Genomic DNA, 19,770 nt, shown 5'->3' with positions numbered 1-19,770 from the left:
TTTGGCCAGAAGCCGAAGACGGCTTCCACGAATAGGCCTAATACATAGATGCAACGGGGCAGCGGTTTTTCAAAAGCGGGTAGACAGTGGGGGCGAGTCCATACATAGGAGCTGGCTTGCCAGCGAAAGCGGTCTGTCAGTCACAAAAGTGCTGACTGGAGGGACGCCTTCGCTGGCAAGCCAGCTCCTACAGGATTCCTGGTGTTCCAGTTACTGTTGTTGAACGCTGATCACCGGCGCGGGTGTCGGCGAGACCAAAACCTTGGCGTGCATCTGCTCGCTACCGCCGCCCCGGCGCATGCCGCGCACCGGGCAGGCGTCCAGGTAATCCAGGCCCACGGCCAGTTTCAGGTGACGTTCCGGGCGGGCCAGTTCATTGGTTACGTCGAAGCTGTACCAGGCGTCATCCAGCCAGGCTTCGGCCCAGGCGTGGCTGGCGAGGTGTTCACTGTTTTCGCTGTACAGGTAGCCCGACACATAGCGCGCCGGAATGCCCAGGCTGCGAGTGCAGGCCAGAAATGCGTGGGTGTGATCCTGGCACACGCCGGAACGCCCGGCGAAAGCCTGGGCTGCGCTGGTGTCGACTTCTGTGGAACCTGGCGTGTAAGTCATGTGCTGGTTCAGGCCATGCATCAAATCGATCAGCGCCGTACGATCGCGGCGCTGCTTGCACTCCTTCTCGGCGAACGCTCGTAGCGCGGCATCGGCCTCGGTCAGGCGGGTGAAACGCAAAAACGGCAACGCCGACTGACTCTCGTGTTCGGCTTCACGCAATTCGTCGATATCGACCTGGCCACGGGCGCCGATGATGATGGCCTCGTGGGGCTCGTCCATGGTCAGCACGTGCAGGATGTTGCCGAACGGATCGAGTTGCGCCCGTACCGGGCGGGGCAGGTCGAGTTGCCAGCTCAGCACATGCTGGCGCTCGCTATCGTGGGGGGTCAGTCGCAGGTACTGGATGCTCGCCCGCACCTTGTCTTCGTAGTGATAGGTGGTCTCGTGGCTGATGGAAAGTCTCATGCCGCCTCCAGGTAAGAACTGTGAATCGCGTTACCCAACTGGCGCACCAGCGGGATGAACTCGGTCAGCCAGGCGTGCAGGCCTTCGTCGAGGATTTCGTTGATGCCGGTGTAGCGCAGGCGTGCGTCCATTTCCGCCGCCAGGCGTTGTGCGGGACGACCGTTGGCCCCCGGCAACTGCGCGAGGATCTGGTCGATTTCTTCGGTGCAGGCGCGCAGCGAGCGCGGGACGTCGGCCCGCAGCAACAGCAGTTCGGCGACATGCCGGGCGCCAGGCGCGTCGCGGTAGATTTCCGTGTAGGCCTCGAACGACGACAGCGCCCGCAACAACGCGCTCCACTGGTAATACGCGTGCGCAGTGCCGTCGCTGACCGCTTCGGCCTGGTCGCCGGCCATTTCGTAACGGGCATCGAGCAGGCGCAAGGTGTTGTCCGCCCGTTCGATGAAGGTGCCCAGGCGAATGAAGCGAAACGCATCGTTACGCATGATGGTGCCGTAGGACGCGCCCCGGAACAGGTGGGAGCGCTCCTTGATCCACTCGCAGAAACGGCTCATGCCGTAGCGACTGAGGCCCTGTTCGGCGATGCCGCGAATTTCCAGCCAGGTGGCGTTGATGTTTTCCCACATGTCGGCGGTAATGCGCCCACGCACCGCATGGGCGCTTGCCCGCGCAGCGCCGAGGCAGCTGTAGATGCTCGCCGGATTCGCCGCATCCAGCGCGAAAAAATGCAGCAGCCGCTCGGCATGCAACTCGCCGTGGCGCTCCAGGTAATCGTCGAGCGTGCCGGTGATCAACAGCGGCATGGCCAGTTCGTGCAAACCATTGCCACGGCCGTCTTGCGGCATCAGCGACAGTGAATAACTGATGTCGAGCATCCGTGCGAGGTTTTCCGCCCGCTCCAGGTAACGTGACATCCAGTACAGATCCGAGGCAGTTCTACTTAACATGGCAGGCTTCCTTTCAATCCTCGACCACCCAGGTGTCTTTGGTTCCGCCACCCTGGGAGGAGTTGACCACCAGGGAGCCCTCGCGCAGCGCGACACGGGTCAAACCACCGGGGACCACCCGGGTTTCACGACCCGATAACACAAACGGGCGCAAGTCGATGTGGCGTGGCGCGATGCCGTTTTCGACAAAGGTCGGACAGGTCGACAGCGACAACGTCGGTTGCGCGATGTATGCGTGGGGCTTGGCGATGAGGCGCGCGCGGAAAGCTTCGATTTCCGCCGCCGTGGCCGCCGGCCCCACCAGCATTCCGTAACCGCCGGAGCCCTGGGTTTCCTTGACCACCAGCTCTGGAAGATTGGCCAGCACGTGGGAAAGTTCAGACGGATTACGGCATTGCCAGGTCGGCACGTTCTTCAGGATCGGTTCTTCATCGAGGTAGAAACGGATCATGTCGGTGACGAACGGGTACACCGACTTGTCATCCGCCACCCCCGTGCCGATGGCATTGGCCAGCACCACGTTGCCGGAGCGATAGGACGACAGCAGCCCCGGCACGCCGAGCATCGACTCAGGGTTGAACGCCAACGGATCGAGAAAGGCGTCGTCGAGGCGCCGATAAATCACATCGACCGCTTTCGGCCCGTCGGTGGTGCGCATGTAGACCTTGTCGTCGCGCACGAACAGGTCCGCGCCCTCCACCAGCTCCACACCCATTTCCCGCGCCAAAAACGCATGCTCGAAGAATGCGCTGTTGAAGCGCCCCGGCGTCAGCACCACCACGCTCGGGTTATCGATGGGGCTTGAGCTTTTCAGGGTGTCGAGCAGCAGGTTCGGGTAGTGATCGATGGGGGCGATGCGCTGCGCCGCGAACAGCTCGGGGAACAGGCGCATCATCATCTTGCGGTCTTCAAGCATGTAGCTGACGCCGCTCGGCGTGCGCAGGTTGTCTTCGAGCACGTAGTAGGTGCCGTCACCGTCGCGCACCAGATCGACGCCGGAGATGTGCGAGTAGATATCGCGGTGCAGGTCCAGGCCCTGCATCGCCAACTGGTATTGCTCGTTGGCCAGCACCTGTTCGGCCGGAATGATGCCGGCCTTGATGATGCGCTGCTCGTGGTAGAGGTCGGCGAGGAACATGTTCAACGCCTTGACCCGCTGGATGCAGCCGCGCTCGACCACTCGCCATTCGCTGGCAGGAATGCTGCGCGGGATGGTATCGAAGGGGATCAGGCGCTCTGTGCCCTGCTCGTCCCCGTAGAGCGTGAAGGTAATCCCGGCGCGATGAAACAACAGATCGGCCTCGCGTCGCCGTTGTGCCAGAAGCTCGTCAGGCGTCTCGGCCAGCCAACGGGCAAACTCCCGATAATGCGGGCGGACCTGGCCGCCGGCATCATACATTTCATCAAAATAGGTGCGGATCATGCCGTACTCCTTGTCACCCGGACCCTCGGACCATCGCAAGGCCCGTGCCATCGGCAGAATCGCTTTGATTTCAATCGGTTGGATATTCACCGCGCTGACACCGCACCAATCCTGTGCGGCAAACGCCCCAACCTGATCGCCCCCGCTTCATTACAAGGCGTGATAAGAGCCTGTCACCAGCATAGTCCGTAGGAGCCGGCTTGCTGGCGAAGGGCCGTTAAGTCATGTGTTGTTCTTCGAGGACGCCATCGCTGGCAAGCCAGCTCCTACAAGGGCGTGTTGAATTAATTGGCGGCGAAAATGAAAACGGCCAACCCGAAGGTCAGCCGTGTTTGCTGGTTGTTACTGTTCATAAGGTTATGCGAGTCGCCCTCGTACCTCCTGTTTCACACCCCAGCCTTCGATGATACCGCCCAATGGTTCGACCACCGCTTCGAAACCCTGCTCGAAATCGCCGATGTCGTCGTAGGTGGCATACATGACTTTGCACAACTCCAGCGCCCAGGCGCCGTCATCGCGCACACTGACTTGCGCATCCAGGGATTCACCCCGGTGGAAATGTCCTGCCGCCCTGCGTGCCCGCTCCTCGTCCGGGAAAATGGCGTAGAACTCGATGGGATGAAACCGGGAAAAGTCAAAACCGCCTTCTTTCATGCGGCGCAGCACACTGCTGCTGATGTCTTCTTGATAGGCTGTGCTCATGAAACGTCCTCCTCAAAACGATGGATAGACTTTCCGTACTCCCTCACCCGCAACCGAACAGCGCGAGCGACGGCAATGATGTGCCGGTGGGAAACAAGCATGGAGCTGACAAGACCAGACCTTAGCGATCCATTCGCTGATCTCGCTTGCAGAGTAGCCCCAAGATAGAGCCGCTGCCAAGGCCTGGATTTGAATGCGACAGGTGTTGTTCAGATTGGAGTGATGCCGAGGATTTGTATGCTGTTCTGCGACTTGAGCTCTTTGACGCGCGCGTCAAGGGTGCGCCCTTCCAGATCGTTCAGATCCAGTTCGGCAGCGACAGGAAGAAGCCGGGCCTTGATCAGCTTGGCGGCCTGCTCTTTATCCGGGCATTCATCGCACTCAAAGACTTCGTTGATGGTCTCGCCATGATCATCCACGAAAGTGACTTTCCACTTTTGCATTGGTGCCTCCTCGATAAAACCCGTCGGTGGGCTTACCTCTATCTCGACCTTGTTAGCAGGCTAATTGTTCCATCGAGGTCAGAGAGGACCTGTGGGAGCGTGGCTTGCCGGCGAAAGCGGTGTGTCAGTTGACATTAATGTGTCTGAAACACCGCTTTCGCGGGCAAGCCACGCCCACAGGTATTGCGAACCAACCGATGGAAATCAGTCGTTGCTTGGTTTGTTCACGGCCTGCAATACGTACTGCGGCAAGGCAAACGCACCGATGTGAATTTCAGGATTGTAGTAGCGCGTGATAATGCCGCTGCCGGTGAAGCGCTGTTGCAGGGTTTCGCGGGACAACTTGCGATAAGCGTTATTGGTTGCGCCCCAGGCGAAGGTCATCGAGCCGCCGATGTAGGTCGGCACGGCGGCCTGGTAGAAGTGCCAGTCCGGGAACAGGCTGCGCAGGCGACCGGCGGTGGTCTTCACTTCTTCGATCTGCATGAACGGCGTGCCGTTTTGGGTCACCAGGATGCCGCCTTCGTTCAGGCAACGGCGGCAGGCCTGGTAGAAGTTTTCCGAGAACAGCACTTCGCCCGGCCCGATCGGGTCGGTGGAGTCGGAAATGATCACGTCGAATTTTTCCGTGGCGGTGGCGACGAAACGCATGCCGTCGTCGATCACCAGGTTCAGGCGTGGATCATCGAACGCGCCCTTGGAGTGATTCGGCAAGAACTCCTTGCACATGTCGACCACGGTGCCGTCGATCTCGACCATGGTGATGTGCTCAACGCTGCGGTGCTTGGCCACTTCACGCAGCATGCCGCCATCACCGCCGCCGATGATCAATACGCGCTTGGCGGAGCCATGGGCGAGGATCGGCACGTGGGTGAGCATTTCGTGGTAGATGAACTCGTCGGCTTCGGTGGTCTGGATCACGCCGTCCAGCGCCATCACCCGGCCCATGCGCGGGTTTTCGAAGATCACCAGGTGCTGGTGCTCGGTGCGCACTTCGTACAGCAGTTTTTCCATGCGAAAACGCTGGCCGTAGCCTTCGTAGAGGGTTTCCAGGTAGTCGCTGGCGGGGATGTTGCTCATGGGAAGTGCTCCGATGAATGCGGGTGGCAACGGACGGTTACCCGCCCATGATGGCCAATCGATCGGCTCGATTGACCGGGAAAGGCGCGCATTCTACGTCGCGGAAGATGACAGGTCGAACCTCACTTGTTCGGGTTGCCCCAATCCTGTGGGAGCGAGCTCGCCCGCGAAAGGATCAACCAAGTGCACCTGACAGACCGAGGCGTCTGTATCGCGGGCAAGCCACGCTCCCACAGGTACAGTGTTGGTCCTTCAGAACTTGACGTTGCCCCGCGGCCCGGCGATGGCCCAGATGATCAGCCCCAGCACGGGCAGCAACGCGATCAGCAACACCCAGAGGACCTTCGACCCGGTCCCGGCGCTGCTTTTGAACACGTTGATGATGGCCCAGATGTCCAGGGCAAAAATGATCAAGGCGACCAGGCTGTTGAACGTGGAACCCATGGTGACGCTCCCTAAAAGTGATATGCCACCATAGGATAGCCGGTCGGCGCCAGGGTTCCCGTTTATTGACAGTGTTTGGCTATTAGACGTGGATCGCGACTTTCAAGGCTTCCAGGGATGGCGCTGCGGCAATGCCGGTTTCTGCACACAATTCCAGCACCCGTGGCAGGTCATTGCCGAAGACCAGCACTACCTGCAACTCATCATCGAGCAACTGGCTGAAGTTCATCAGCGTGTAGCCGCCGTTATCCTTGTTCAGGCTGCTCATTTGCACCTGGATACGGTTGAGCGCGGTCAATGCTTCGGTCTTGGCCAGTTGCTTGGGCTTGAGGTTGAAATCAACACCCGGGCCGAACGAGGCGACGATCTGCGCGAACAGGTCCATGTAGCTGTCGGCCTGGAACAGCACCGTCTCCGGCAGGCTGCCGACCACTACCCACTCACCCAACGGGATCGGGAAGGTCTCGTCGTAGTTGATGTCCGGATTGGAGGCCAGAAAAGCCTGGGGCTCGGCGTAGGCCTGGGCCGCTTCGTCCGCGACCTTGAGGATTTCGTCTTCGCCCATGCACCCGGAGCTGATTTTGCTGATGAGTTCGACGAGTGCAGCTTTCATGGGGGGCAGATCCTGTAGCGAGGGAGGTTTTGAGGGCGCGAAGGATAGCGCATTACTGGGTGAAATGCGGACCTGTGGCGATGCAATCCCCCTCGCCACAGAAGCCTGCTCGTCAGAAATCTCGGGGGCAGCCCAGCAATTTTTCCAATTGCACAACCGTATCGACAGCCCCCATGGTCTTCGCCGCTTCCAGCGCGGTGATGCCGTTGGCATCCTTGGCTTTCGGGTCGGCACCCTTGCTGATCAGGTAATCGACGACTTCGACGCGGTTGAACATCGCCGCCATCATCAGCGCCGTGCGGCCATCGAACGACGAGCCCTCAACTTGCGCGCCACCCTCGACCAAGGCCTTGATGACTGCCAGGTCGCCCTTGAACGCCGCGCCGGCAATCGGGCTCTGGCCGTTGTCGTTGCGGATTTCCGGGTCGGCCTTGTGTTCCAGAAGCACTTTTACCGTGTCGACATGGCCGTGATACGCCGCCAGCATCAGCAAGGTATCGCCCTTGTGGTTGCGCAAGTTCGGTGGCAAGCCTTTGGTCAGCAGCGCGGCCATCATCGCCGCATCGCCCTCCCGTGCCTTGTTGAATACCTGTTCGGCAAATTCGGCGGCTTCTTCGGGGGTCATCTGGCGGCTTTGGTCTGACATTGGGCGCTCCCTTTTCTGTCATTTGTAAAAGCCGACAGTTTCCCGAGCAGCCTTGGGACTGTCACTTGTTTTTTCTCAAGAGCGGCCATAGCCAAATTCAATAGCGGTACTTGCCACTGTGAATGTCAGTCAGCAATTGCTCGGTGACCTGCACGTAGGTCTGGGTCCCCGGCAACCAGGCATAGATCGGATCATCGCCGGTTCTACCCGGGTCGAACGCTTCGTCCTTGAGCCGGGTTTTCTGATATTTGAAGGTGCCGGTGGTTTCCATTTTCACTTTCACACGCAGGAACAGCGGCACCGCGTAGGCCGGCATTTGCTCACGAGCGAAGGCCAGCAACTCGCTGAAGTCCAGGGTGGCCAGGGATTCGGCCGGGGTGATTGCCGCCATTCCGGCGCGGCCATTGGTGTTGCGGATTTCCACGCCGTAGGCCACGGCTTCGCAAATGTGCGGGTATTGCAGCAGGATGTTTTCGACCTCGGTGGTCGAGACGTTTTCGCCTTTCCAGCGGTAGGTATCGCCCAAACGGTCGACAAACTGCGCATGCCCGAAGCCGATGTTGCGCAACAGGTCGCCGGTGTTGAAGTAGCTGTCGCCTTTCTCGAACACATCGTGCAGCACGACCTTGGCGGTTTTCTGCGGATCGGTGTAGCCGTCGAGCGGGGCCTTGTCGTCGATTTTCGCCAGCAGCAACCCCTGCTCGCCCTTGGCGACCTTGCGCATCAGGCCATTGGCCTCACGAATCGGCGCGCCGCTGTCGTGATCAAAGGCGACCAGCTCCCAGGACATCAGGGAAAAACCGATGGTGTTGTCGAAATTCAGAATGTTGGTGAAACCGATGTTGCCGTCGCTTGCGGCGTAAAGCTCGCAGATGTGATTGACCGCAAAACGGGTCTTGAACTCGTTCCAGGCGCCAGGACGCAGGCCATTGCCGATCATCTTCTTCACGCGGTGCCGACTGTCCTCGGCGACGGGTGGCTGATCGACCAGGTAGCGGCACAGCTCCCCGACGTAACCGATGGTGGTTGCCCGATACTTGCGCACATCATTCCAGAACTGACTGGCGCTGAATTTGCGCCGAATGGCAAAGCCACTGGCGCCGCTGACCGCCGAACCCCAGCACACGCACAGGCCCGTGGCGTGGTACAGCGGCAAAGTGCAATAGACCACGTCGTCCGGGCGCATGTCCAAAGCGATCATGCCGAAGCTCACAGAGCTGCGCATCCAGCGCCCGTGCTTGAACACGCCGGCCTTGGGCAGCCCGGTGGTGCCCGAGGTGTAGATATAAAAGCAGGGGTCGTAGAAGAAGATCTGCTGACTGCTGGCGGGGTTGTCGTTGGCGTCGTCGAGGCTGACGGTCATCAGGTTGATGAACCCTTGCGGCGCGATACCCGGTTGCCTGGAGGTGTCCTGGTCGGCGACGAACCAGGTTCGGTCAGCCTTGATCGCGACCCGCTCACGCACAGCCAGGTACGCCGCTACCAACTCTTCACCGACGATGATCGCCACCGGCGCCACCAGGTTCAGGCTGTGCACCAGGGCGTCACGGGTCTGCGAGGTATTGAGCAGCGCACTGATCGCGCCGACCTTGGCCACCGCGAGAATCGTCACCAGCAATTCCGGGCGATTGTCGATGAAGATCGCCACCACATCGCCTTTGCCGATGCCCTGGCCGATCAGGTGATGGGCGATGCGGTTGGCCCATTGGTTGACCTCGGCATAACTGAGCGTCACGTCGCCCTGCAACAGCGCCGGGCCATCGGGGTTGCGCAACGTGGCTTGTTCGAAACTCCAGCCCAAACCACACGCCTGGGTCGGGTCCTTGACGTTGGCGGCCTTCATGCCCTTGAACACCCGGGGGATGGCCTTGGCGATGGAAGGCAGCTTGCGGAGCATCATGCTCCAGGTGATCGTGTCGTGCGACGTGCGGCTCATGGTGCTCCCGTTTCGATCTTTTTATTGTCGGGCGGCGATGACTGAAACCGAAAATACGTCATCGGTTCTTGAGCTGTACACGCGGTTTTTGAAATGTTTTGTATCCGCGGCCGATACGTTGCCCATCAGGAACACCGGCCCACGCAATGGTTCCCTGCCATTGCCGAGCGACCCCGCAAAATGCAGGATGCACGATGGCCATTCATGCAGAATGCACGACAGCCAAAAAAACGATAAGCCATAACTATATGATTTTTATATAGTTTTATTAAATCTTAATACTGGCACAATCACTGCAATCCTCTCCGCATGCTTGCCATTCATGAGCCAACGGAGCTGATAGACATGAGCCTGATCCAGGAAAAATTTTCGTCGCTGTTTTCCAACTTCGAAGTCGTCACCCAGGCCCGCCCGGACGGTGGGATTTTGCTGACGCTGCGGGGGGCTGAGGACAAAGTGTTCAAGCGTTCGATTTCTTATCAGCAGTTGCACAACGGCGACCAATTGTCGTGGGTCATCAGTGCGATTCGCCGCGATCTCGCCGAACAGGCCAGTGAATTGCCGCAGATTTCGATGCTGCAAAGCCAGCAACGGTTTGCGCTGCCGACGTATCACTCGCTGTAAAACATTGTAGAAGCGAGCCTGCTCGCGATTGCGATCGGTTCTTCAACATGAGTGTTGACTGACACTGCGCTATCGCGAGCAGGCTCGCTCCTACAAGTTATGGGTACTTAGAAGGCGGCGGGGTTTATCCGCGCAAAACTGTCCACCGTCACATGCCCTGCCAGTTCCCCGCCTTCGCGGGCCAGGCCACAGGTGGCCATGCCTGCCGAGCGCGCCGCGTCGAGTTCTTCGACGATGTCCGACAGGAACAGAATCTCCCCGGCCTCGACATCGATCGCCCGGGTGATGTTGGCGTAGGACTGCGCTTCGCGCTTGGGTCCTGAGGTGGTGTCGAAGTAACCACTGAACAGAGGCGTCAAATCCCCCGCTTCGGAGCAGCCGAAGATCAGCCGTTGGGCCTGGATCGAACCGGACGAGTACACGAACAGTTGATAGCCGTGCTGATGCCAGGCTTTGAGCGCCTCAACGGCGTCCGGGTAGACATGACCCTTCAATTGCCCCGCCTGATAACCCTGCTCCCAGACCATGCCTTGCAACGCCTTCAACGGCGTGGCCTTGCGGTCTTCGGCGATCCAGCCCAACAGGATGTCGATCACGTGTTCAACATCGGCGTTCGGCTCATTGCTGTCACGGCGTACCGCGGCCAGTTGTTCGGCGACATCGGCGCGCTCGGCCTTGTGACGGATAAAGGTCGGCAAATGCTTGGCGGCATACGGAAACAGCACATCGAACACAAAACTCACCGCGCTGGTGGTGCCTTCGATGTCGGTGAGAATCGCTTTGATCGGCATTGACTCAGTCCTCAAGACGCGGAAATTGCCCGGCGATGTCTTCGCCGGTGAAATTGGCCACCCAGCCTTGCGGGTTGTTGAACAAACGGATCGCAATGAAATGTGGGTGTTCGCCCATGTCGAACCAGTGCTTGGTGCCGGCCGGCACCGAGATCAGGTCGTTTTTTTCGCAGAGCACCGCGTAGACGTAATCGTCGATATGCAGGGTAAAAAGCCCACGACCGGCGACGAAAAATCGCACTTCGTCTTCGCCATGACGGTGTTCGTTGAGGAACTTGGCGCGCAATTCGGCTTTTTGCGGGTGATCGCTGTTGAGGCTGATGACATCGACGGTGATGTAACCGCGTTCGGTCATCAACTGGTCGATCTGCCCTTGATAGGCGGCAATCACTTCTTCCTGGCTGGCGCCGGGCTGAAGCCTGGTCGCTGCTTGCCAGCGGTCGAAGCGCACGCCTTGCTCGGCCAGGGTCGACTGAATGTCTTCGAGATGGGTCAGCACCTTGTTAGGGATTTCAGGGCTGGAGACGTGATAGACGGACAGGCTGCTCATCAGGGCAACTCCTTAGCGGTTCATGCTTTAAAGAGCGAGCGCACCTTCAACTCGCACTCGAACAAAAATTCAAAGGCCTCGATCTGGCGCAAGGCATCGCTCATGCGCGCGCCCCAGGTGTAGAGGCCATGGCCGCGGATCAGGTAGCCGACGCAATCGGGATGGGCGTCGAGCCAAGGCTGCACCTTGGCGGCCAGGCGCGCAATGTCCTGGTCGTTGTCGAAAATCGGCACGCGCACACGGGATTCGTGGGTGGTCACGCCGCTGAAGGCCTTTTGCAGCTCGTAGTCTTCGAACTCGATGAAGTCTTGCGGCGTCAGGCGCGACAGCACGGTGGCATTCACCGAATGGGTGTGCAGCACCGCACCGATCTCCGGGCGCCAGGTGTAGAGCTGGGTGTGCAGCAGGGTTTCGGCGGACGGCTTTTTGCCCGGTTCCAGGCTATTGCCCGTCAGGTCGGTGGCCAGCACGTCGTCCGGGCCGAGTTGCCCTTTATGCTTGCCGGACACGGTCAGCAAGGCTTCGGTCGGCGACAGGCGGGTCGAGTAATTGCTGCTGGTGGCCGGCGACCAGCCGCGGCCATACAGAAAACGCCCGGCGTCGATGATTTCCTGGGCGAGGTGTTCACGGGTAAGGCTCATGGCCTGTCCTCTTGCATGCATGTGGCAATGATAACGGCAGCGGCGAACGCTGCGAGGCTGGCAATACTAAAGGTCAATGCGGCGCCGAGGGTGGTCCAGCTGTAACCGGCATACAACGCACCCATCGCGCCGCCAGTGCCGGCCAGTGCCGCGTACAGCGCCTGGCCCTGACCTTGCTGGCGCGCACCGAAGCTACGTTGCACGAACGCGATGGCAGCGGCGTGAAAGCTGCCGAAGGTCGCCGCGTGCAGCACCTGGGCTAACAACAGCACCCAGAGAAACTCGGCGAGCGAGCCGAGCAACAGCCAACGCAACGCCGCCAGCAGAAAACTGGCCAGCAACACCCGGCGCAGTGAAAAGCGCGCAAGGATCTTGCTCATGGCCAAAAACATCAAGACTTCAGCGACCACACCGACCGCCCAGAGCATGCCGATCACGCCGCGGCTGTACCCCAACCGCTCAAGGTGCAGGGTCAGGAAGGTGTAATACGGACCGTGGCTCATCTGCATCAGCGCCACGCAAGCGTAAAACGCCAACACACCGGGGTTGCGCAATTGCTTGAGGAAACCCTCCCCCGCCACCCGGTGGCCCGGTGCCGGCTGGGCATTGGGCACCCACAGGCTGCTGAGCACAATACCGGCCATGATCAGCAGCAGCGCCGCCGGGTAAATGTCCAGGCTCAGCCATTCGAACAACCGCCCCAGCGCCACCACGGTGATGATGAAACCAATCGAGCCCCACAGGCGGATCTGGCTGTAGCGCGAAGTCTGCCCCTGCAAATGTGCCAGGGTGATGACTTCGAATTGCGGCAACACCGCATGCCAGAAGAACGCATGCAGGGCCATGACCATTGCCAGCCAGGCGTAGGTCTTGCTGACGAAGATCAACGAAAACGTCAGCAGCGTGCACACCGCGCCAAAACGCACGATGGCCAGACGCCGACCGGTGTAGTCGCCCAGCCAGCCCCAGATGTTCGGTGCCACGCAGCGCATCAGCATCGGGATCGCTATCAGCTCGCCGATGCGCGCGGCACTGAAGCCGAGGTAATCGAAGTACAGCGCCAAAAACGGCGCGGTCGAACCGAGCAAGGCGAAATAGAACAGATAGAAACTGGAGAGCCGCCAGTACGGGAGCGCCGCTGCCGCCATCAGACGGCAGCGACCATGAAGTCAGCCATTTACAGCTGACCCAGCACCGGGGTGCTCACGCGCACATCGGCGTTCTGCCCACGGTGGCGCAGCAGGTGATCCATCAGCACGATGGCCATCATCGCTTCGGCAATCGGCGTGGCGCGGATGCCGACGCACGGGTCGTGACGGCCCTTGGTGATGACGTCCACCGGGTTGCCATGGATATCGATGGAGCGACCCGGCGTGGTGATGCTTGACGTCGGCTTCAGCGCCAGGTGCGCGACGATAGGCTGGCCCGAGGAAATGCCGCCAAGGATGCCGCCGGCGTTGTTGCTGAGGAAACCTTCCGGGGTCATTTCATCGCGATGCTCGGTGCCACGTTGCGCGACGCTGGCGAAACCAGCGCCGATTTCCACGCCCTTGACCGCGTTGATGCTCATCAGCGCATGGGCCAGTTCGGCGTCGAGGCGGTCGAAAATCGGCTCGCCCAGGCCCGGCATCACGCCTTCAGCGACCACCGTGATCTTCGCGCCGACCGAATCCTGGTCACGGCGCAACTGGTCCATGTAGGCTTCCAGCTCCGGAACTTTGTCCGGGTCCGGGCTAAAGAAAGTGTTCTGCTCGACCGAATCCCAGGTCTTGAACGGGATTTCGATCGGGCCGAGCTGGCTCATGTAGCCACGAATGACGATGCCTTGGCTGGCCAGGTATTTTTTCGCAATCGCACCGGCCGCCACGCGCATCGCCGTTTCGCGGGCCGAGCTGCGACCGCCGCCGCGGTAATCGCGCTCGCCGTACTTGTGGTGGTAGGTGTAGTCGGCGTGGGCCGGGCGGAACAGATCCTTGATTGCCGAGTAGTCCTTGGACTTCTGGTCGGTGTTGCGGATCAACAGGCCGATGGCGCAACCGGTGGTGCGCCCCTCGAACACGCCGGAGAGGATTTCGACTTCGTCGGCTTCCTGGCGCTGCGTGGTGTGCCGGCTGGTGCCGGGCTTGCGGCGGTCCAGGTCGCGCTGCAGATCTTCCAGCGAAATCTCGAGGCCCGGCGGGCAGCCATCGACAATGGCGACCAACGCCGGACCATGGCTTTCGCCCGCGGTGGTGACAGTGAACAGCTTGCCGTAGGTATTGCCGGACATGCAGGACGCTCCGTGAAATGAACCTGAATACGTAATGCGCGCCAGTATACGCAGGCAACCCAAGTAGTTCATCCTCGAACCTTATGGGTGCCTGTGAGTCCAACCGGCATCTTCTTGATGATGGCGCGATGATGCTGCGAGTTCTAGCCTTGAGCCTTACCCTGATTTCCGGCTTCGCCCAGGCGACTGTCCTGCAACGACCGATCACACTGGAGACTGGCACCGGTGAGCTTTTCGGCTCGCTGTTGCTGCCAAAATCCGACGACCCTGTGCCGGTAGTCTTGATCATTTCCGGCTCCGGCCCGACCGATCGCGACGGCAATAACATCGATGGCGGGCGCAATGACAGCCTCAAGCGCCTGGCCTGGGTGCTGGCCAAACACAACATTGCGAGCGTGCGCTACGACAAGCGCGGCGTGGCGGCGAGCCTGGCCGCGACCCCGGATGAACGCAACCTGACGGTGGACGCTTATGTGTCAGATGCCGAAGCCTGGGGCCAGAAGCTCAAGACCGACCCGCGTTTCGGCAAATTGATTGTGCTGGGGCATAGCGAAGGGGCTTTGATCGCCAGCCTCGCTGCACCGACTATCAATGCCGATGCGGTGATCTCTGTCTCGGGTAGCGCACGGCCGGTCGATCAGGTCATCCGCGAGCAACTGGGCAATCGCCTGCCACCGCCGCTGATGCTGCGCAGCAATCAATTGCTCGACAGCCTCAAGGCCGGCCGACCCGACGACAACGTACCGCCGCCGTTGCAGGCGATTTTTCGTCCGAGCGTGCAGCCGTACCTGATTTCCCTGTTTCGCCAGGACCCCGCCGCCGCTTTCGCCAAACTGAAAATGCCGGCGCTGATCGTTCAGGGCAGCAACGACATCCAGGTCGGCGTCAACGACGCAAGACTGCTCAAGGCCGCCAAACCGGACGCCGAACTGGCGTTGATCGAAGGCATGAACCATGTCATGCGCATCGTCCCCAACGACATCAAACGCCAACTGGCCTCCTATAAAGACCCGCAATTGCCCCTGGCGGCAGAACTGGGCACGCGAATCCTCGGGTTTATTGACGGACTTCGCACCCGTTAACGCCTGTTAACCCTCCAGTCCTGGAAAAAACGGCCGATAAGCCTTTGTCGCCCACACATGGGTTGGCGACAAGCAGAGCTTGGACAGGATCTCGCCGTTATGACTGACACCCAGACTTCACCCGACACCACCGCTGAACAAGACGCACCGCCAGCGGTCGAGCTGCCCTGGGCGGACGTCACCGTCGAGCACCACAAGATGCTCCGGCTGGCGCCGTTGCAGACGGACCGCAACACCGGCGGACGGCCGTTGCGCTTTGTCGAGCTGGGCTATGCCGAGCGCAATGACAAGGCCCACAGCCTGATGCGCATGAGCATCACCCTGCCCGCCCAGCGCGTACGTAAAGAGCAAAACCACTTGGACGTGTGGGTCGATCACGCCGAAAAACGCGTGCATTTCGGCCCCGACAGCGGTCTGCAGATTGAACCGCTCAACCGTGGCATTGGTCGCTACCTGGCGGCCCAGGGCATCAACTGGGCGAAGAAGCGCTGGCCGACCTACACCGTCGACGGCTTTGACCTGAACAACAAGGATGCACTGAACGAAGACACCCGCCTGCGCCGCGATCATTTTTTGCGTGTGCACGGTTTCGACGTGGTGTATGCCGATGCCCAGCATTTGAAAGGCAGCGTCAAGGCGGTCAAGGTCGGTGACCTCGCGGGGGACTGGAACAGCGAAAAGCTGCAGGTCGTGGAGATTCTCGAGGCGGCGCAGATGCTGCAACAGGCCGAGCAGAACCTGGCCGAGCAGGAAGTCAAACTCAAGAAACACGAAGAGAAAGTCAGCAAGTACAAACGCGAAGACGCCGGGCTGCGTTTCACCATTACTTGCCTGGTGGCGTTTGCGGTGTTTCAGGCGGGGTTGTTGATCTGGATTGCTACGCACCGTTGATGGCTTGAGACCGCGCCGAGGCTATCGCGGGCAAGCCACGCTCCCACAGGATCTGCCTCGTACCCAAATGAGGCGGCACACACTGAACCTGTAGGAGCTGGCTTGCCACCGAAAGGATTTCAGCGACTCAGACCCGGGAAGCAAACAACGCCTGATGCTCACGGCACTGCTGGGCGCTGAGCATGAACACGCCGTGACCACCGCGCTCGAACTCGAGCCAGGCGAAGTCGACTTCGGGGTACAGCGCTTCAACGTGCACTTGGCTGTTGCCCACTTCGACAATCAGCAAACCTTTCTCGGTCAAATGATCCGCCGCTTCGGCCAGCATGCGCCGCACCAGGTTCAAACCGTCATCGCCACAGGCCAGGCCCAGTTCCGGTTCGTGCTGGTATTCGTCCGGCATGTCGGCGAAATCTTCCGCATCGACGTAGGGCGGGTTCGACACGATCAGGTCGAAACGCTGGCCCGGCAACCCCTCGAAACCATCGCCCTGTACCGTGTACACGCGCTCATCGACGCCATGGCGCTCGATGTTCTGGTTGGCCACTTCCAGTGCTTCAAAGGACAGGTCGGCCAACACCACTTCGGCGTTCTGGAACTCGTAGGCGCAGGCGATGCCGATGCAACCGGAGCCGGTGCACAGGTCGAGAATGCGTGCAGGCTCGGACGCCAGCCATGGGGTAAAACGGTTTTCGATCAGCTCGCCAATCGGTGAACGCGGGATCAGCACGCGCTTGTCGACAATGAACGACATGCCGCAGAACCAGGCCTCGCCCAGCAAATAGGCGGTTGGCACCCGGTCTTCGATCCGGCGCTTGAGCAACAGCTGCAAGTGAGCCACTTCGTCTTCTTCCAGATTGCAGTCGAGGTAGCTGTCGGCGATTTCCCACGGCAAGTGCAACGCGCCCAATACCAATTGCCGGGCTTCGTCCCAGGCGTTGTCGGTGCCATGGCCGAAAAACAGATCCTCCCCATGGAAGCGGCTGACAGCCCAACGGATATGGTCACGCAGGGTGCGAAGGCGGGAAGTGATCACGACGGCAAACTCCAGAAAAATCGACGGGCGATTCTACCAGTCAAACGGCGCCACGACGACGCGGGAAAACAGCCGATGCATATGTAGGACTTATCGATTTTTTCGCCAGCCTATTGAACAAATCGCAACTATTGACAAGGCTACAGGCCAGCAACGACGGCACCTACGATAGTAGCCATTCACAGAACCGCTCAGCCAGAGGAGAATGGCGCAAAAGCCCCACTCCAAGGAGCCCCAGAATGTCCGTTCCAAAAACGATGTTTCAACTCAGCGGCCGCGGTTATGCAGCGGCCAACTTCAGCCATGCGACGCTGGTCATCATCGATGCCCAGAAAGAGTACCTCAGCGGTCCCCTGGCCCTGAGTGGCATGGACGAAGCTGTGGCGAACATCAAGCAATTGCTCGCCGCTGCCCGCGCTGCCGGCCGACCGATCGTGCATGTGCGCCACCTCGGCACCCTCGGCGGGCTGTTCAACCCCCAGGGCGTGGGCGGTGAGTTCATTCCGGGCCTGGAACCACAGAGCGATGAAACCGTCATCGGCAAGTTGCTGCCCAGTGCCTTTCACGGCACCGAACTGGCAAAACGCCTGGAAGACCTCGGTGCCCTTGACCTGATCGTCTGCGGTTTCATGAGCCACTCCAGCGTCAGCACCACCGTGCGCGCCGCCAAGAACCTGGGCTTTCGCTGCACCCTGGTGGAAGACGCCTGCGCCACCCGCGACCTGCCCTACAAGGGCGGCGTGCTCAGTGCCGAACACGTTCACCAGACGGAAATGGCGATCATGGGGGATAACTTCGCCACCCTCGCGCAAACCCGTGAACTGACCTGACCGATGCTCCGGGAGCGGCCTGAACCGCCGCTCATCCGCAAAAACCGCTGATTTGCCGTAATTGTCTTAGCCTCAGGAACATCCCGGTCAACTCCCGGTCGAAGGGCCGATACCCATTGAGGAAGGTCGGAATGAAGTTATCCGATGGTTTTGACGCTCGCCGCTTGCGGCCCAAAGGCCAAAGCAACTGGCGTTTTCGAATCGGCGCGACGTTCGCGGCGTTACTTGCAATGTGCGGTGTGCTACTCGCCATGGCCGGTGCCGCGAGCCTGCTCGGCCACGCACCCGCCCTGGGTGAACTGAACACCAGCCGTAGCGGTGCTGCCGTGATCCTGGCGATTGGCCTGTTCGTGCTGTACCTCGGCGTATGGCTGTGGCGCCGTTGCCGCCGCTCGCGCCAGTCGCGTGCCTTGGCCATGTCCCCGCACCTGATGAAAAAACACGACTGAGGCGCGCACCACGCGCGTTTTGTCGCGCCCGATTCGCCTGGAGTTGGGTAAACTGGCCGCCCCTCGCGGAGGCTGACATGCAAGACGACGATTTTTTCCTGTTCAAAAGCGCGATCCAAGGCGTCAAGCCGATCAAGCACGATCGCGCCGAAACCGGCAAACCCAAGGCTGACCGCGCGCAGATCGCCAAGCTGCGCCAGGCGGCTACCGTGCGCACCGAATCCACCACCGTTGACGGGCTCTCCGATCAGTTCGTCATCGACGTCGGCCCGGAAGACGAGCTGATGTGGGCGCGCGATGGCGTGCAGGAAAGCCAGATGCGCAAGCTCAAGGTCGGCCAGATTCCATTTGAAGGCAGCCTCGACCTGCACGGCATGAGCGTGGAAAAAGCCCGGGAAACCCTCTGGGCATTTTTGGCCGAAGCCACCAGGTTCGAAATTCGCTGTGTGCGCGTCACCCATGGCAAGGCCGTACGCCTGGATGGCAAGCGGCCAATGATCAAAAGCCACGTCAACACCTGGCTGCGCCAGCATCAACAGGTACTGGGCTTCACCTCGTGCCAGGCCAAGCACGGCGGTGCCGGCGCGGTTTATGTGATGCTCAAACGCACCATGATGGAAGGCCGTGACGAGTAAAAGCTGATGCGCCACGCTTGCAGCGTCGTGTCCGTCACCGTACCCTTGCCCTTTGCGTAAAATCCCACAGGTAGTTTCATGTCCCTGGAACAGAATTACACGGCGATCCTCGGCCAGCTCGGCGAGGACGTTTCCCGCGAAGGCCTGCTCGACACGCCAAAACGTGCCGCCAAAGCCATGCAGTACCTCTGCCGCGGCTATGAACAGACACTGGAAGAGGTCACCAACGGTGCCCTGTTCAGCTCCGACAACAGCGAAATGGTGCTGGTCAAGGACATCGAGTTGTACTCGCTGTGCGAACACCACTTGCTGCCGTTCATCGGCAAGGCCCATGTCGCCTACATCCCGAGCGGCAAGGTGCTGGGCCTGTCCAAGGTGGCACGGATCGTCGACATGTACGCCCGCCGCCTGCAAATCCAGGAAAACCTCAGCCGCCAGATCGCCGATGCGGTCCAGCAGGTCACCGGCGCCCTGGGCGTGGCGGTAGTGATCGAGGCCAAGCACATGTGCATGATGATGCGCGGTGTGGAAAAGCAGAACTCGTCGATGATCACCTCGGTGATGCTCGGTGAGTTCCGTGAGAACGCAGCGACCCGCAGCGAATTCCTCAGCCTGATCAAGTAATTCGCCGCACGAAGAAAACCGGCGTTCATCGCCGGTTTTTTTTCGTCCACAAAAAATCAGGTAAGCTGCGCGCCTTTCTTCATTCGCACCGTGA

23 protein-coding genes are annotated in these 19,770 nt (G+C 60.3%); 7 read left to right on the top strand and 16 right to left on the bottom strand.

Annotated features, from left to right (window positions below):
* Window positions 1-210: 210 nt before the first annotated feature.
* From J1D76_RS24725 to J1D76_RS24680, 10 genes are all read right to left on the bottom strand, one after another.
* Entirely contained in the window at window positions 211-1,020 is an 810-nt protein-coding gene (locus J1D76_RS24725; RefSeq protein WP_421140973.1) for a transglutaminase family protein, read from the bottom strand.
* The gene (locus J1D76_RS24720; protein WP_175390617.1) at window positions 1,017-1,967 is read right to left on the bottom strand and encodes an alpha-E domain-containing protein; all 951 of its coding nucleotides are present in this window, start codon (window positions 1,965-1,967) and stop codon (window positions 1,017-1,019) included. Before J1D76_RS24720 ends, J1D76_RS24725 begins: the two co-directional genes overlap by 4 nt.
* A 13-nt stretch (window positions 1,968-1,980) precedes the next feature.
* The gene (locus tag J1D76_RS24715; RefSeq protein WP_421140972.1) at window positions 1,981-3,390 is read right to left on the bottom strand and encodes a circularly permuted type 2 ATP-grasp protein; all 1,410 of its coding nucleotides are present in this window, start codon (window positions 3,388-3,390) and stop codon (window positions 1,981-1,983) included.
* A 357-nt stretch (window positions 3,391-3,747) separates the two neighbouring features.
* The gene (locus J1D76_RS24710; protein WP_007971898.1) at window positions 3,748-4,092 is read right to left on the bottom strand and encodes a ribonuclease E inhibitor RraB; all 345 of its coding nucleotides are present in this window, start codon (window positions 4,090-4,092) and stop codon (window positions 3,748-3,750) included.
* 209 nt (window positions 4,093-4,301) lie between these two features.
* Window positions 4,302-4,535 (bottom strand): hypothetical protein, encoded by a 234-nt coding sequence (locus tag J1D76_RS24705; protein ID WP_421140971.1) that lies wholly within the window; start codon window positions 4,533-4,535, stop codon window positions 4,302-4,304.
* Window positions 4,536-4,739: 204 nt separating this feature from the next.
* Entirely contained in the window at window positions 4,740-5,615 is an 876-nt protein-coding gene (speE, locus tag J1D76_RS24700; RefSeq protein WP_421140970.1) for a polyamine aminopropyltransferase, read from the bottom strand.
* Between the two features lie 252 nt (window positions 5,616-5,867).
* A complete protein-coding gene (locus J1D76_RS24695; protein ID WP_421140969.1) occupies window positions 5,868-6,059 on the bottom strand; it encodes a PLDc N-terminal domain-containing protein in 192 nt (63 codons plus the stop codon).
* 82 nt (window positions 6,060-6,141) lie between these two features.
* Complete coding sequence (locus J1D76_RS24690; protein WP_421140968.1) at window positions 6,142-6,672, bottom strand: hypothetical protein; 531 nt, start codon at window positions 6,670-6,672, stop codon at window positions 6,142-6,144.
* A gap of 112 nt (window positions 6,673-6,784) precedes the next feature.
* On the bottom strand, window positions 6,785-7,318 hold the full coding sequence (locus J1D76_RS24685) for an ankyrin repeat domain-containing protein (RefSeq protein ID WP_421140967.1): 534 nt from the start codon (window positions 7,316-7,318) through the stop codon (window positions 6,785-6,787).
* Window positions 7,319-7,415: 97 nt separating this feature from the next.
* Window positions 7,416-9,254: a long-chain-acyl-CoA synthetase gene (locus tag J1D76_RS24680; RefSeq protein ID WP_421140966.1), complete on the bottom strand. Its 1,839-nt coding sequence runs from the start codon at window positions 9,252-9,254 to the stop codon at window positions 7,416-7,418.
* A gap of 345 nt (window positions 9,255-9,599) precedes the next feature.
* Here J1D76_RS24680 and J1D76_RS24675 point away from each other — a divergent pair, with 345 nt between their 5' ends.
* On the top strand, window positions 9,600-9,878 hold the full coding sequence (locus J1D76_RS24675; protein WP_421140965.1) for a DUF3509 domain-containing protein: 279 nt from the start codon (window positions 9,600-9,602) through the stop codon (window positions 9,876-9,878).
* Window positions 9,879-9,985: 107 nt separating this feature from the next.
* On the opposite strand, the gene mtnC is transcribed toward J1D76_RS24675, so the two are convergent.
* The 5 genes from mtnC to aroC are packed head-to-tail and all read right to left on the bottom strand — an operon-like array spanning window position 9,986 to window position 14,129.
* Window positions 9,986-10,669: an acireductone synthase gene (gene mtnC / locus J1D76_RS24670; RefSeq protein ID WP_421140964.1), complete on the bottom strand. Its 684-nt coding sequence runs from the start codon at window positions 10,667-10,669 to the stop codon at window positions 9,986-9,988.
* Between the two features lie 4 nt (window positions 10,670-10,673).
* Window positions 10,674-11,219 (bottom strand): 1,2-dihydroxy-3-keto-5-methylthiopentene dioxygenase, encoded by a 546-nt coding sequence (locus J1D76_RS24665; RefSeq protein WP_421140963.1) that lies wholly within the window; start codon window positions 11,217-11,219, stop codon window positions 10,674-10,676.
* Window positions 11,220-11,239: 20 nt separating this feature from the next.
* A complete protein-coding gene (locus tag J1D76_RS24660) occupies window positions 11,240-11,860 on the bottom strand; it encodes a methylthioribulose 1-phosphate dehydratase (RefSeq protein ID WP_421140962.1) in 621 nt (206 codons plus the stop codon).
* On the bottom strand, window positions 11,857-13,008 hold the full coding sequence (locus tag J1D76_RS24655) for an MFS transporter (RefSeq protein ID WP_421140961.1): 1,152 nt from the start codon (window positions 13,006-13,008) through the stop codon (window positions 11,857-11,859). Before J1D76_RS24655 ends, J1D76_RS24660 begins: the two co-directional genes overlap by 4 nt.
* A 29-nt stretch (window positions 13,009-13,037) precedes the next feature.
* Window positions 13,038-14,129: a chorismate synthase gene (gene aroC, locus J1D76_RS24650; RefSeq protein WP_421140960.1), complete on the bottom strand. Its 1,092-nt coding sequence runs from the start codon at window positions 14,127-14,129 to the stop codon at window positions 13,038-13,040.
* Window positions 14,130-14,212: 83 nt separating this feature from the next.
* Here aroC and J1D76_RS24645 point away from each other — a divergent pair, with 83 nt between their 5' ends.
* Both J1D76_RS24645 and J1D76_RS24640 read left to right on the top strand, forming a co-directional pair.
* Entirely contained in the window at window positions 14,213-15,211 is a 999-nt protein-coding gene (locus J1D76_RS24645) for an alpha/beta hydrolase (protein ID WP_421140959.1), read from the top strand.
* 99 nt (window positions 15,212-15,310) lie between these two features.
* Window positions 15,311-16,102: a hypothetical protein gene (locus J1D76_RS24640; RefSeq protein WP_421140958.1), complete on the top strand. Its 792-nt coding sequence runs from the start codon at window positions 15,311-15,313 to the stop codon at window positions 16,100-16,102.
* A 127-nt stretch (window positions 16,103-16,229) separates the two neighbouring features.
* On the opposite strand, the gene prmB is transcribed toward J1D76_RS24640, so the two are convergent.
* Window positions 16,230-17,138 carry a 50S ribosomal protein L3 N(5)-glutamine methyltransferase gene (gene prmB / locus J1D76_RS24635; RefSeq protein WP_421140957.1) on the bottom strand — a complete coding sequence of 303 codons (909 nt, stop codon included), beginning with the start codon at window positions 17,136-17,138 and terminating at the stop codon, window positions 16,230-16,232.
* A 239-nt stretch (window positions 17,139-17,377) separates the two neighbouring features.
* Here prmB and J1D76_RS24630 point away from each other — a divergent pair, with 239 nt between their 5' ends.
* The 4 genes from J1D76_RS24630 to folE all read left to right on the top strand — a co-directional run bounded on the left by J1D76_RS24630 (window position 17,378) and on the right by folE (window position 19,676).
* The gene (locus tag J1D76_RS24630) at window positions 17,378-17,968 is read left to right on the top strand and encodes a cysteine hydrolase family protein (protein WP_421140956.1); all 591 of its coding nucleotides are present in this window, start codon (window positions 17,378-17,380) and stop codon (window positions 17,966-17,968) included.
* A 131-nt stretch (window positions 17,969-18,099) separates the two neighbouring features.
* Complete coding sequence (locus J1D76_RS24625) at window positions 18,100-18,417, top strand: hypothetical protein (protein ID WP_421140955.1); 318 nt, start codon at window positions 18,100-18,102, stop codon at window positions 18,415-18,417.
* 77 nt (window positions 18,418-18,494) lie between these two features.
* Entirely contained in the window at window positions 18,495-19,052 is a 558-nt protein-coding gene (locus J1D76_RS24620) for a Smr/MutS family protein (protein WP_421140954.1), read from the top strand.
* 78 nt (window positions 19,053-19,130) lie between these two features.
* Window positions 19,131-19,676 carry a GTP cyclohydrolase I FolE gene (folE, locus tag J1D76_RS24615; RefSeq protein WP_003204506.1) on the top strand — a complete coding sequence of 182 codons (546 nt, stop codon included), beginning with the start codon at window positions 19,131-19,133 and terminating at the stop codon, window positions 19,674-19,676.
* Window positions 19,677-19,770: the final 94 nt, after the last annotated feature.

Source organism: Pseudomonas sp. NFX15, from assembly GCF_049132105.1.
GTDB lineage: Bacteria > Pseudomonadota > Gammaproteobacteria > Pseudomonadales > Pseudomonadaceae > Aquipseudomonas.
The sequence above is the reverse complement of the archived record's forward strand: the minus strand, read 5'-3'. Positions and strand labels throughout refer to the sequence as shown.